Origin of the sequence: Mesorhizobium sp. ISC15, from assembly GCF_037162615.1 — a bacterium.
GTDB classification, from domain to species: domain Bacteria; phylum Pseudomonadota; class Alphaproteobacteria; order Rhizobiales; family Rhizobiaceae; genus Mesorhizobium; species Mesorhizobium mediterraneum.
Window position 1 is genome coordinate 5,658,730 of sequence record NZ_JAVSPX010000001.1, and the last position, 13,439, is coordinate 5,672,168.

Annotated in this window: 11 protein-coding genes; 7 read left to right on the forward strand and 4 right to left on the reverse strand. The window is 62.7% G+C overall.

Features of this window, described 5'->3' with window-relative positions; all coding sequences use genetic code 11:
* Positions 1-28 precede the first annotated feature (28 nt).
* Positions 29-466, reverse strand: coding sequence for a DUF2267 domain-containing protein (locus RPG13_RS27305; RefSeq protein ID WP_095489250.1), 438 nt, complete (start codon positions 464-466; stop codon positions 29-31).
* Between the two features lie 185 nt (positions 467-651).
* Between RPG13_RS27305 and coxB the strand changes: the two genes are divergently transcribed.
* The 6 genes from coxB to RPG13_RS27335 are packed head-to-tail and all read left to right on the forward strand — an operon-like array spanning position 652 to position 7,659.
* Positions 652-1,629 carry a cytochrome c oxidase subunit II gene (gene coxB / locus RPG13_RS27310; protein ID WP_337126453.1) on the forward strand — a complete coding sequence of 326 codons (978 nt, stop codon included), beginning with the start codon at positions 652-654 and terminating at the stop codon, positions 1,627-1,629.
* On the forward strand, positions 1,626-4,142 hold the full coding sequence (ctaD, locus tag RPG13_RS27315; RefSeq protein ID WP_337126454.1) for a cytochrome c oxidase subunit I: 2,517 nt from the start codon (positions 1,626-1,628) through the stop codon (positions 4,140-4,142). The genes coxB and ctaD overlap by 4 nt, the downstream gene beginning before the upstream one ends.
* A 7-nt stretch (positions 4,143-4,149) precedes the next feature.
* Complete coding sequence (locus RPG13_RS27320) at positions 4,150-4,530, forward strand: hypothetical protein (RefSeq protein WP_095489087.1); 381 nt, start codon at positions 4,150-4,152, stop codon at positions 4,528-4,530.
* On the forward strand, positions 4,527-5,150 hold the full coding sequence (locus RPG13_RS27325) for a cytochrome c oxidase assembly protein (protein ID WP_292647520.1): 624 nt from the start codon (positions 4,527-4,529) through the stop codon (positions 5,148-5,150). Before RPG13_RS27320 ends, RPG13_RS27325 begins: the two co-directional genes overlap by 4 nt.
* The gene (locus RPG13_RS27330) at positions 5,150-6,235 is read left to right on the forward strand and encodes a c-type cytochrome (protein WP_337126456.1); all 1,086 of its coding nucleotides are present in this window, start codon (positions 5,150-5,152) and stop codon (positions 6,233-6,235) included. The genes RPG13_RS27325 and RPG13_RS27330 overlap by 1 nt, the downstream gene beginning before the upstream one ends.
* A gap of 35 nt (positions 6,236-6,270) precedes the next feature.
* The gene (locus RPG13_RS27335) at positions 6,271-7,659 is read left to right on the forward strand and encodes a PQQ-dependent sugar dehydrogenase (protein WP_442921360.1); all 1,389 of its coding nucleotides are present in this window, start codon (positions 6,271-6,273) and stop codon (positions 7,657-7,659) included.
* A 50-nt stretch (positions 7,660-7,709) separates the two neighbouring features.
* Here the strand turns inward: RPG13_RS27335 and RPG13_RS27340 are convergent, their stop codons facing one another.
* The 3 genes from RPG13_RS27340 to RPG13_RS27350 form a co-directional block, all read right to left on the reverse strand.
* A complete protein-coding gene (locus RPG13_RS27340; protein WP_292647512.1) occupies positions 7,710-8,840 on the reverse strand; it encodes a GNAT family N-acetyltransferase in 1,131 nt (376 codons plus the stop codon).
* Positions 8,837-9,832, reverse strand: a complete 996-nt coding sequence (locus tag RPG13_RS27345) for a sterol desaturase family protein (RefSeq protein WP_337127063.1) — start codon at positions 9,830-9,832, stop codon at positions 8,837-8,839. Before RPG13_RS27345 ends, RPG13_RS27340 begins: the two co-directional genes overlap by 4 nt.
* 238 nt (positions 9,833-10,070) lie before the next feature.
* On the reverse strand, positions 10,071-11,978 hold the full coding sequence (locus tag RPG13_RS27350) for a heparinase II/III family protein (protein WP_337126457.1): 1,908 nt from the start codon (positions 11,976-11,978) through the stop codon (positions 10,071-10,073).
* A 116-nt stretch (positions 11,979-12,094) separates the two neighbouring features.
* On the opposite strand from RPG13_RS27350, the gene RPG13_RS27355 reads away from it, so the two are divergent.
* Positions 12,095-13,336, forward strand: a complete 1,242-nt coding sequence (locus tag RPG13_RS27355; RefSeq protein ID WP_337126458.1) for a glycoside hydrolase family 5 protein — start codon at positions 12,095-12,097, stop codon at positions 13,334-13,336.
* The last annotated feature ends 103 nt before the right edge of the window (positions 13,337-13,439 follow it).

Here is a 13,439-nt window from a genome sequence, read left to right on the forward strand (position 1 = left end):
GGCAGCCCGACCTTTGTCTTTGCTGCCACTACACTCCGACGCTTTCGGGCCAAAGCGCCTGGATGTGTTTCGGCAAAGCGTCTCGCACTTTCGCCGACTGGCCGAGGTCGACATGCCGAGCGAGAACTTTGAACACAGATCTCGTCGCATCCTCGGGATTCACGGGTCGAGTGGATTTCATCTCCTCGGCCACGCGCTGCAGGAATTCCTCCAATGAACGGCTGTTGGTCGGCAGATTATGCGGCCGATACCGATCATAGTAGGCGCCGCGTATGAGAAGCGGCAGCTCCGCTCCCAAATTGGCAGCCAGTTCGATCTGCAGCCAGTCTCGCAAAGTGCGCAAAACGGCGCCCAGCATATGCCAGGCAACGCGCCTATCGGGCCCGTGGTCGGCCATGATCTCGTCCAGCCAGATGTGTGTTGTTTGCAGGGTTTTGTCAAAAACTTCCAGGCCGGTTGCGCTCATCGTCGCCTCCTTAAGCATGGGCAATCCCAATACCCACCATGACGGGCAAACGGGGATCGAGCGCAATTGTTTCGTCAGTGGTTGAAAAATTGCCCAAGAGCCGCGGCGAATGCAGCTTTAGTTCGAAAGCTCAATCGCCCGGAACCTTCCGCCCATCTCGCCGGTTTACCGCGGAGGGGTTGGAAATGGGTCAATATTTCAGCCTGTCCGCTGCGTCTTTTTTGCTCGCGAGCGGCTATGCCGGCGCTCGGTCGGTACTTGAGCCCGCGGGAGAGGAAGCGCAGCAGATAGCCGTGCTGTTCTGGGTAATGCTAAGCGGCGGCGCGCTCATCTGGCTGAGCGTGGTCGGCCTGCTTCTTCATTCAGCCCTGTTCAATCGCCGCAGGCTGGCCGAAAAGTCCGCCAGCAGGATCATCCTTTGGGGCGGCGTGGTCTTCCCGTCGGCCACGCTTTGTGCCCTGCTCGCCTATGCACTGTGGCTGATGCCTGGCCTCCGGCCCTTCGCCCAGGCGAGCTCCGCCGCCCTGCGGATCGAGGTCACCGGCAGGCAGTTCTGGTGGGAAGTTGTCTATCACCCATCTCAGGGGTCACCGGTCGCTTCTGCCAACGAGATCAGGCTGCCGGTCGGCGAGCGGGTCGAATTGACCCTGAAAAGTGCCGATGTGATCCATTCCTTCTGGATTCCACCGCTCGGCGGCAAGATGGACATGATCCCCGGCCGCATCAACAGGCTTTCACTCAAGGCCACGAAACCCGGTGTTTTCCGGGGACCCTGTGCCGAATATTGCGGCACGTCTCACGCGCTGATGGCGTTCTCGGCCGTGGCGATGGAGCCCGAAGCATTCCGGTCCTGGCTGGCCGCCCAGGCGATTCCTGCGCCAAGCGCAGGCGCGAGCGGCAGCGCGCTGTTCCTGCGTCATGGCTGCGGGTCCTGCCATTTCGTCGCGGGCACAGATGCGCGCGGCACGATCGGCCCGGATCTTTCGCATCTCGGATCCCGCGTCACCGTCGGAGCTGGCATCCTGCCCAACACCGAAGACGCCGTCGCCCGCTTCATCGCCCGGCCCGAACTGATCAAGCCCGGCTCCAGCATGCCGGCTTTCGACATGTTGCCACCGGACGACGTTCGCGCCATAGCCGCCTGGCTGAGAGGCCTGCAATGAGCGCTGCGGTCAAGGAGCGTTCGCGGGAAGAATACAAGGCGCAGGAAGAGCGGCTGCGCACCGTGTGGGCCAATCCGACCGGCTGGCGCTACTGGACCTCGGTGAACAATTTCCAGATCGGCCTCTGGTACGGCTCGGCCGCCTTCGCCTTCATGCTGTTCGCCGGCGCGCTCGCGCTGCTCATGCGCCTGCAGCTCGCCGTGCCCGACAACGACTTCCTGTCGGCCGACTTCTTCAACCAGGCCTTCACCCTGCACGGCACGGTGATGATGTTCCTGTTCGCGGTGCCGATCTTCGAGGCGGTCGCGATCTTCCTCCTGCCGCCGATGCTGGGCGCGCGCGAGATGCCGTTCCCGCGCCTCGGTGCCTTCAGTTTTTGGAGCTTTTTCCTTGGCGGTATCTTCGTCTGTGGCTCGATCTTCTTCAATGCTGCGCCGTCGACAGGCTGGTTCATGTATCCGCCGCTCGCCACCGACAAGGAGTTCTCCGGCATCGGCGCCGACATTTGGCTGCTAGGCCTTTCGTTCATCGAAGTCGCCTCGATCGCGGCCGCCGTCGAGCTCATCGTCGGCATCATGAAATGCCGTGCGCCGGGCATGCGCATCAACCTGATGCCGCTCTTCGCCTGGTACCTGCTGATCGTGGCGGGAATGATCCTGTTCGCCTTTCCGCCGCTGATCGCCGGCGACCTCCTGTTCGAGATGGAACGGATGTTCGATTGGCCGTTCTTCGATGCGGCACGTGGCGGCGACCCACTGCTCTGGCAGCATCTGTTCTGGATCTTCGGCCATCCGGAGGTCTACATCATCTTCCTGCCGGCCATCGCGCTGATGGCGATGATCGTGCCGACTTTTTCCCAGCGTCCGATCGTCGGTTATTCCTGGATCGTGCTTGCGGCAGTGGGAACTGGGTTCCTCTCCTTCGGCCTGTGGGTGCATCACATGTTTGCGACAGGCCTGCCGCAGATCTCGCTGGCCTTCTTCTCGGCGGCCTCCGAGGCGGTGGCGATCCCGACCGGCGTGCAGATCTTCGTCTTCATCGCCACCATGCTTGCCGGCCGGGTGATCTTCTCGACGCCGATGCTGTTCGGTGCCGGAGGATTGGCCATCTTCGTCATCGGCGGGCTGACGGGGGTCATGGTGGCGCTAGCACCCTTCGACTGGCAGGCGCACGACACGTATTTTGTCGTCGCGCACCTGCATTATGTGCTGATCGGCGGCATGCTTTTTCCGGTCGTGGCCGGACTCTATTACTATTACCCGCTGATCGACGCGAAGCAGCTTTCCGACCGTCTGGGTCGGCTCGCCTTCTGGCTGATGTTCTGCGGCTTCAACATCGCCTTCTTCCCCATGCATCTGAGCGGCTTGCGCGGCATGCCCCGGCGCGTCTTCACTTATCCGGCTGAAATCGGCTGGGACTGGCTGAACCTCATCTCGACGGCCGGAGCCTTCGTCTTCGCAGCGGGCGTGCTGGTGGTTGTCTTCGACGTGCTCAGGCCGAAGCACCGGCAGCCGCGCGGCGAACTCAACCCGTGGAACGCCGGCACGCTGGAATGGATTTCCGAGCCGGAGGAGAACTGGGGCGTCCGCTCGATACCCCTCGTGCGCAGCCGCTATCCCCTGTGGGACCAAAAGGACCTTGCCCGCAAGGTCAATGAAGGCCGCTATTACCTGCCCGACGCGGAAGAGGGATGGCGCGAGGGACTGGTCACCTCCGTGCTCGACGCCGAACCCATCCAGGTGCTGCGCGTCGGCGGCACGTCCTATGTCACCATCGTCTCGGCCCTCTCGCTCGGGGCCGCCTTCATCGCGCTTACCTTCCACTGGTGGATCGCGACGGCGCTGGCTGCAATTATCTGCTTTTGCGCCGTCCTCTATTGGCTCTGGACGGGCACCGGCGAAATCCCCGAGAAGCCGGAAAAAGATGTCGGCCTCGGCCTTAGCCTGCCGCTTTATGCCTCCGGTGCCGATTCGGTCGGCTGGTGGGCGATGTTCATCACCATGGTGGGCGACGGCACGGCCTTTGCCAGCCTTGTCTTCGGTTATTTCTTCTACTGGACGATCCATGCCGACTTCACCGCGGGGATTGCCGGGCCTGATGCGGTTTGGTCGCTGGTAGCTGCCATCCTGTTTGCTGCGGCGTGGGGCCTGATGGTGGCGGCACGCACATTCAACAGGCGCGGCGCCACGGCCGCTATGCGCGGCTTGCTGGTGCTGTCCTTGCTAACCACCATCGGCGCGTCGGCCGCAGGCTTGGCCGGACCGTGGTCTCCCGGCATGGACCCGACGCGCCACGTCTATCCCGCAATCGTGTGGATCCTCGTGCTCTGGGTGCTCGCCCATGCATCGGTCGGCACGGTCATGCAGGCCTATTGCCTGGCGCGCTCGCTGGCGGGCCGGCTGACGCCGAAGCATGACATGGATCTAGGCAACGTGGTGCTCTACTGGCATTTCCTGCTGGTCACCGCCGTCATCACCTTCACCATCATCGGCCTCTTTCCGGCAGCGATGTGAGGCGGCGATGCGGCTCATCCCGAAACAGATCGAGACACTCTGGACGCTGTTTACCGCGCCCGTGGTCTGGGCTGCGCATTTCCTCGTCTGCTACCTGGGCGCGGCGATCTATTGCGCTAAACCCGAGCTTGTCGGGCTGAGTTTCAGCGCTGTGCGCGCGGGTATCGCCGCCGCCACTGTGATCGCCCTCTCACTGATCGCGCTGTCCGCATGGCTCGCCTGGCGGCAATGGGGCTTCGGCACCGATGATCCGCCCCATGACGATCCGACGAGACGGGACCGGACCCTGTTCCAGGGCTTTGCGACGCTGCTGCTCTCGGGTCTCAGCTTCATCGCCGTGATCTTCACCGCGATGCCCGCATTGTTCCTGACGGAGTGTATCCGGTGAGACGCGCTTGCCTCATCCTCGGCCTCTTCGTCCTCGCCCTGGTCTGGCTCGGGCCGCTGCCCGACGCCTGGCGGGATTCGTTTTCGGCGCACATGCTGGCGCATATGGGAGTGGTAGCGATCGCCGCGCCGCTGATGGCGACTGGGATCCCGCTCGGTCCAACACCAGATGCAAACCGGACGTTCGCCCTACCCCTCCTCGCCTCGCTCGTCGAGCTTGTCATTGTCTGGTCCTGGCACGCGCCGGCCATGCGGGGGCTGGCTCAAAGCTCGCTGTTGGCCACCGCCATCGAGCAGGCCACGTTCCTCGCCGCCGGGCTGTTCTTGTGGTTGGCCTGCCTGCCGCGCCGCGGCTCGGACACCACAGGCAATGCCGCCGGAGCCTTCGCCCTGCTTCTCACATCCATCCATATGACCTTGCTCGGCGCGCTGCTGGCGCTGACCCCAAGGCCGCTTTATGGGAAAGGCGAGGTAAGCTGCTTCGGCATCGCGCTTTCCGCGCAGCAGGATCAGGAGCTTGGCGGCGTGATCATGCTTCTGGTTGGTGCTGCGGTCTACCTGGCCGGCGGCTTGACGCTTTTCGCGCGCATGCTCGCCACTCCGTCGCGGGAGACAGGCTGATGCATATCAGCTGGAAAAAGCTCGCCATAGCGCTGGCCATTCTGCCCTTCGTCGTGGTGCTGGCGGCCTGGATCGGCTTTTTCAATGTCGGTGCCTCAAGCGGCCACTGGAAGATCACGGAATGGTTTCTCCATTTCGCCATGCGATCGGCTGTGCGCACCTATGCGCTGGCGGTCGACGTTCCGGAAACTCTGCCGCGCCATGCGATCCAGCCGGCCGCCGGACATTTCGCGCGCGGCTGCGCCATCTGTCACGGAGCGCCAGGCGAGCCGCGATCTCCTGTCGTCACGAGGATGCTGCCGCAGCCGCCCGACCTTGCCGGGTCCGTCGGCGAATGGACCGACGCGCAGCTTTTCCGCATCGTCAAGCACGGCGTGCGCTTCACCGGCATGCCTGCCTGGCCGACGCAGGAACGCGACGACGAGGTTTGGGCGATGGTCGCCTTCCTGCGCGAGCTGCCGTCGATGGACGAAGCCACCTATCGTGACCTCGCCTTTGGAGAAACGCTAGCGTCTCGCGAAGGCGATGCCGGGCCCCTGCCGCAGGCGCTCGCGGATTGCGTCCGCTGCCACGGTGGGAACGGACGGGGTCGCGGTCCCGCGATACCCATTCTCGCCGGGCAGAGCGAAGCCTATCTCCTTGAAAGCCTGCGTGCCTACGCCGAAGGAAGCCGGGCAAGCGGGATGATGAGCCTGCCCGCCATTGAGGCGGGGCCTCAGTTCTGGCCGGACCTGGCCAGGCATTTCGCCGCCCTGCCGACGACGCACGCCAGCGGCGGGGGCGATCCCGCGCTCATCAGGCGCGGCAAGGAAATCGCCGAGAGAGGCATGAGGCACGCCGGCGTGCCCGCTTGTCTCGGCTGCCATGGAAGACAGGACCGCAGTCCGTTCTATCCCTCCCTCGCCGGCCAGCCTGAGCGCTACATCGCGGCGCAGCTTGGGCTGTTCAGGGCCGGAAAGCGTGGCGGAACGCGCTTCGGCCATCTCATGGCCAATGCCGCAAAGGGTCTGACGGATGACGACATCCGCGCGCTTGCGGCCTATTTCTCGCGATCGGCCGCTCCGTCCGCAACCGGAACGCGATAAGCGCGTTTGCGTTCTTTCGACATTCCGAGGTTCTGGTGAAAAAGTTGCTTACCGCCGTTCTCGTGCTGATCGTTCTTTTCGTCGTCGCCGGCGGAGCGGTCTTCTTCCTGTCCCGCGAAGAGGCGACAGTTCCGATCGCAGAGGGCTATGGCCCCAACCCGACTCTGCCGGAGCCCAATCTGACCTGGCTGCCGACCGTCCATGTCGCCAAGGCCGCGCCGTGGCCGAAGGGCACGAAGCCGACAGCGGCCCAAGGATTTGCAGTCAACGAGTTTGCCGGCGGGCTCGACCATCCGCGCTGGCTGCACGTGCTGCCAAACGGCGACGTGCTGGTGGCGGAGAGCAATGCGCCGCCCAGGCCGGACGAGGGCTTTAACACACGCAGCATACGCGGCTTCCTCATAGATAGCATCCGCAGCATACGCCACTTCTTCACAGACCTCTTCCAGAGCCGGGCTGGCGCGGAAACGTCTAGCGCCAATCGCATCTCGCTGCTGCGCGATCAGGATGGCGACGGGGTGGCAGAAACCAAAACGGCCTTCCTCACTGGGCTGTTCTCGCCATTCGGCATGACCCTGCTCAATGGCAAGCTCTACGTCGCCAATGCCAATGCAATTGTGGCTTTTCCCTACCAGGAGGGCGCGACCGAGATCACCGCACCGGCGGAGAAGATCGTCGACCTGCCTGCGGGGAGGAACCACCACTGGACCAAGGACGTGACCGCCTCGCAGGACGGGACGAAGCTCTATGCAACGGTCGGATCCAATTCCAATGTCGGCGAGAACGGCTTGGAGGAAGAGGAGAGCCGCGCCGCCGTGCTGGAGATCGATCTCGCCTCGAAACAGACGCGTCTCTTCGCCTCCGGGCTGCGCAATCCCAACGGCCTGTCCTGGAATCCGGAAAGCGGCGAGCTTTGGGTCGTCGTCAACGAGCGCGACGAGATCGGCAGCGACCTCGTGCCGGACTACATGACCTCGGTGAAGGATGGCGGCTTCTACGGCTGGCCTTACAGCTACTACGGCCAGCATGTCGATGATCGCGTCGAGCCGCAGCGGCCCGACCTCGTCGCCAAGGCGATCAAGCCGGACTATGCGCTCGGGGCGCACACGGCTTCATTGGGACTGGCCTTCAACACGGGCGACCTGTTCGGCCCTCCATACAGGAATGGCGCCTTCGTCGGGCAGCATGGCTCGTGGAATCGCAAGCCGCGCAGCGGCTACAAGGTGATTTTCGTGCCATTTGCCGGCGGCAAGCCCTCTGGCCCGCCTCAAGACATCCTCACCGGCTTCCTGAGCCAGGACGACAAGGCTTTCGGCCGTCCTGTGGGGGTGGCGATAGACCGGCGCGGCGCCCTTCTGGTAGCTGACGATGTCGGCAATAAAGTCTGGCGGGTCGTTCCATCTCAGACACAATCGGCACTTTGAGCGGTTCGTGCTGCCGGCGACCTGATGAGGCTGGCGCAATCAAGCCGAAATCAAGGTGTCGGTACCACCCCGCGCCCGCGTACATGCCGGACCGTCTGACGCATACGATCGGCAAGAAAAGCGAGCTGGCCTTGCGCCGTGCGCGTCCCAAGAACGGATTGTAGGATAACACCCTGCGTTGCGAACTTGTTCTTGAACGACTCTGCGCCACAGAGGAAATCGACCATGCCCAAGCCATGATCGATCGACCACTGTATGTAGTCCATGATCAGGATTATGCCCGGCGACGCTCGGCTGAAATCCGGATCGAAGGTGGTCACAAACGCCATCATGGTGTGGTGCTGGACGAAGTTGATCGAGACTGCGACCATCACGCCATCGCATTCAAGCACGAAAATGCGCAGCAAGCCGGCGCGCGCCAGCGCGTCGACGAGTGCGGCGAGCACTGGCGCTCCCTCCTCGAAAAGTTGGGATTCACGCGTGTGCTGCACCAGCCATCTGCGCTTCAGGGCAGCGAGCCGCTCCAATACCGGCTGCAGCGGCTCATCGGGCGCAAGCAAGCGAAATTTCACTTTCCCGGTTTCTTCCAATGCCTTGATGCCTCGCCGATAGTTCTGGCGTGTCTTTTTGGACTGGTCCTCGAACCATGCCGCTCCGCTCTTCCACGGTCCGGCGACGCGATAACTGACTTCCTCCCTGTGATTGGGGCGAAGCCTGATGCCGCGTGAGACATCCTCAGTGAAAATTTTGCGCGCCGCCGCACCCGGCAAAAGACGATTGAGAAAGGCAAGATCGAAGCCGCCGGCGTCACATATCTGGGCCCATACGCCCTGCAGGGCCGATAATGAGCATTCCGGAGCAATGAGAATATCCCCGTAATCGGTATAGCTGTTGGCCGCCCATTCAAGAAACCGCAGGCCTTTGCGCTTGCCGATCGCCAGGGGAACGATGGCAACGAGCCTGTCACCGTTCCAGACCAGGCCGATCCGCAGCGCGCGTTGGTCACGGTCCGCTACAGTATTCCACCATGCCGAAACCCAGGCATGACTCTGAAAGATCAGCGCATCGGTGCGATGCCAAAGATGCATCCAATCGGCTTCGACCGCAGCCAGGCGTTCCGCCGAACGGACAACTTCCAGGCGCTCTGCGCTCGAAGCGTCAATCGAAACAATGGTGTTCATGAAGGGGAACGATCCTGTGGCTGTGCGATGACATCGGGACGCCTGTGGAACAGTCTGATAACATGCCCTCCCATCTTCTTGAGCGGCAGGATGTAAAGCCCAAAGAGCGATTGATAGTCGCGCACATCGCGATCTATCAGGCCAAATTTGAGGTCTTCCTCCGGATCCGGGACAAACTGCGTTCCGAAGAGGCGGTCCCAGAACGAAAAAAGCAGGCCAAAATTCTTGTCATAGTGGCGAGGGTCGATGCTGTGGTGCACCTGATGCCAGTGCGGGCACAAGATGATGTTGTTCAACGGGCCGAAGGAAATCTTGAAATGTGTATGGCGAACAAAGTCCATCATCAGGATGTTGCGGATGACATAGACGTTGATGCCGAAGATAGCGATCTCCACCGGATCGAGCGCGATCAGGCTCCAGATGCCGAGGCAGATCCCCGGGATGACGCCATCCCACATACGATTCATCAGATCGTCCAGCGGATGAACCCGATCCTTGGTGATTCCCACCATCACTTCGGCCGAATGATGCACCTTGTGCAATTCCCACAGGAACGGGAAGTGGTGCTGGGCGACATGGTAGAGATAGTATGAGATATCGTAGGCGATCAGCATGGTTGCGGTGAAGATGGCGATCGTCACCGGTCCGGCCGGGCCGCCGATGAGCGGCGCCTGGATGTCGAACAGCCACCCGATTGCCTGGTGTGTCCCATAGCCAACTGCAGCAACGAAGGTGACGCCGGCAGGGATGAGCAGAAAAGGCATCATCAGCCGTTTCGTGACCCAAAATAGGACATCGGCTCGCGCCGACGGGTGTAGAATGACTTCCGCCGGGAACGCGAAATCGAAAAAGTCCCTGAAGGATTTATGCTCGACAGTTCGCCAGTAAGCGACCACCGCGCTCCCCAGTGCCGTGAGAAAAAGCAGGCCGAGCGTCAGCAGATTGAGGTTCGAAAGCTTTTCCACAACCACTCTGGCGAATTCAGAAAACATCGGTGCAGTGGCTCCTGGGCCATGAGATGGCGATCCGGCGAATTGCGAAGCAAAAAGCTTGCCAAACCCACTGCATGTTGCCTGCAACCAGGCGGCTATTGCGGCTGCAACGAGCAAAGCATGCCGGATTTGCGCCAAACTAGCAGATCAACCGTAACAAAACGCTAAATGTCCGAACGTAATTAATCTCGAATACGGCCGGAACAACGGATAGGCCGTTCTGCTGCGGCGCCGGTCGCTATCTTTGCGACGGGGAGATTGGCGCGAGGTGGATCTTGATTCCGTCTTCGCCCACTTCGCCACGCCAGGCGATGCGTTCGGCTGGCTGCCTGGCGCCAAAACACGGTGAAACCCAGCCGCCCTGCCCCGGTGCGTCGCCGCCGGCGCGGATTTCGACCCCAGCGTCAGGAAACCGGATGGCCATCAGCGGCTCATCGCCACGCAATACCGTGACCGTGTTTGCTTGTTGGTTGGCACTGAGGCCGGCTGCAAGTTGGAAGACGACCTCGGCCACGCGCCTGCCGCCGAGCAGTTGGTCGGCCACGAGAATGCCGTCGGCCTGTTGCGTCACGGTGCGCTGGTGGACGACGCCGAAGCGGCTTTTATACCCGTCATGCCGGGCGCGCAGCTTCCAGTGGGTTCCCGGCTCGCTGTCCATCAATGTCGCAACCGCCTTGTGCGACCAGTTAAACTCCCCGGCGATAATGCTTTGGCTTTTGCCCTCGATATTCAGTGTGTTGTGCGCCGGTGTCGAGCGGAACCAGTCGCGCCAGACGCCCCCCGAGCCGTACAGCCAGGTGCCGGGGTCGACCAGCACCGGCTCGCCATCGATGCACAAGGTGAGCGACAGCGCGTCGGCATGGCCGTGAGCCGCGATCGAGAGATAGCCGAGCGGGCCGTGGTCGAATGTCAGATCGATGCTGCGGCCATTCATCTCGCCGCGCCAGACGGAGAGCCCGCCTTGCGTGAACGTTTGCAGCCCGTGTGGAACCGGTGCCGGTTCGGACGGCGTGCCAAAGAAAAGCGCACGAAAATCGTCTGGCTTCGACGCGTCGCCCGGCATCCGCAGAAAACCATGGATGGCGGCGGCGACGGATTGGACATAGCCCGGCTCATCCCCGAGCGTCAGCACGCGACCTTCGTCGTTGTCGCCAAAGCCGGCGGCTGGCGGGAGCCAGCCGACGAAATTGGCAAATGCGGCCAGACGCGCTTCGACGGGCGAGGGAAACGGCGCCCCGCCCTGGCGTGCCGCAGCGGCGCACAGCAAGATGAGTTCGGCCGTGAAGGCGGCGTAGGTCGGGGTCTGCTCGGCACCGGCGCCATCGGCGAGAATCTGCTTGCGCGTCTCGGCCAGGAGGGCTCCGCGTGCAGCGTCGGCCTCGGTCCCCAACGCCAGGCCGATCAGATACTCGCCAGCCAGTTCTGCGACGAGATGGTTGTTGGCGGAGGAAAACCGGGAGGGAAACCGCGGCAGCCAATAGGCGCTTGCCGCCAGGATTTCACCCACTTGCTGCCGTGTCGCCGCGCCCAGTCGGTCGCCGACGAGGTCCAGGGTGACAATCAGGCTGATGGCTCGCAGCGCTACTTCGATGCCGGAAGCCCAGCCGACCCCTCGAAACGGCGGGTTGGCTGAATGCCAGCTGTCGATCGCCGCCTCGATGGCGATCTGGGACCCTTCGTCGCCGGCGAGAAGCAGATGGGCGGCAAGTGGCGGCAACTGCTGCAGCCGATTGATCTCCCAAACATATTTCACATCGCCACGGTCGCCACCATCGCGAAAATCGATATCGAAAGTATGGCTCTCGGGACCCGGCCAAAGCCTGCCGGTTACCGGATCAAGGCGCCAAAGCTCGGGAGGAAACAGCCGATCGCGGTCGCGCGGCGGCCATGTCCGCCCAAGTGCGGAAAACTGGCCCTCAAGCGTTTTTTGCGCCGCCGCCGCTATGGCTTGCCGTTGTGCCGGCGTCGCAGCCAGCGCAGCTTGGCGCCACCCAAGCAGCACCGGATGCAACGGGGGCGAAGCATAACGCTCCCAGCCGTCGTCGCGGCGGCGCGAAGCGATCCTTCGACGCTGCTCGCCCAGCCGGTGCAACACCTCGGCCGGCTCCATGCTGCGCAACCGGTTGATGTACCAGCCGACTCTCATACGCGCTCCGCCAAGGTTTCGATTCTTATATACCATGCTGTCGAAAAGCCGCGCGACGGCAATCATCTTTTCCGATCCTGCGGTTAATATCTCCGACCATGATGCGGAGAGTGGCGATGAGAAGGATTGCGTGTATTGCAGCGTGGGTGCTCGGCATGGCGATGGCCGCCAACGCTGCGCCGATCCCGCTCCAGCGCGGCGTTGGCGTGCATGGATGGCTCAACTGGTCGCCGATAGAGGATGATGGATCCTACCGTTGGCCGCCCTATCGCAGCGAGAAGGAGTGGCGCGCCGGAGATAGGCCGCTCGCCAACTGGCGTGATGGCGAGGCGTTTGCAAGCATTCGATCGATGGGTTTCGACTTCGTCCGGCTGAGTGTCGACCCCGGCCCTCTGCTTGCCAGCGAGGGCGCCAAACGGCAGCAGGCGCTGGACATACTTGCCGCGGCGGTCGAGCGGGTCACGTCGGCCGGCCTCAAGGTGGTTTTCGACCTGCACGGCGTCACCCAGGTTCCGGCCTACAGCATGGAGATGATCTATGACGGTGCCGACAGCGGGGGCGTTGCCAGCTATCGCGAAATGGTCGTGGCGGTCGCCACCATGCTGGTCAAAATCGGCACCGACAAGGTAGCCATCGAGCCTTATAACGAGCCGGCCTACTACCCCTGCGATTCGAGCGGGAGCGATGACTGGCAGCGGATCATGGCAGGCACCATCCGCGATATCCGCGCAGTCAGCAGCGAGCTCACCATCGTCGCAACGGGCGCCTGTGGCGGCAGCATTGCCGGACTGGTCAATCTCACCCCGGGCTTTGACGACCCGAACCTCTACTACAGCTTCCACATGTATGAGCCCCACAGTTTCACGCATCAGCGGTCCGACGGGACAAACACCTTCGCCTCGGGCCTTCCCTGGCCGGCCGACAGCAGCACGCCTGAAGTGGTGATCGAAACCCTTAAGGCGCAGATGGACGCTGCCGGCTTGAGCCCGGTCGAGCAGGTGATGAACATGGTAGCGGCGCGTGAAGCAATCGCCCGATATTTCGAGCAGAATTGGGGCCCAAGCCAACTCGAGGCGAGCTTCCGTCAGGCGGTCGACTGGGCCGAGGCCCATGGCATTCCTAGCCGACGGCTCTTCATGGGCGAATTCGGCGTCATCCTCATGTCTGCGGACGGCCGCATGGGCGCGTTCGACGCTGACCGTCTGCGCTATCTCAAGGCGGTGCGCCAGCAGGCGGAACGCTTTGCGATACCATGGTCTGTCTGGGAATTCTCCAATCCCTATGGAATGACCGTCATCCGGCAAGAAGGGCCTGCGGTCCCAGACTCCGAGATGCTGCGGGCCCTGGGCCTGCCATAGCTGCCGTTACCCTCTTGGCGGGTGAACCAGCCGGGCGGCAACGCCAACCCTCACCCCTGCCACACTGGATCGGGATCGGCCTGGCTTCGTTAAACCGTCTTGC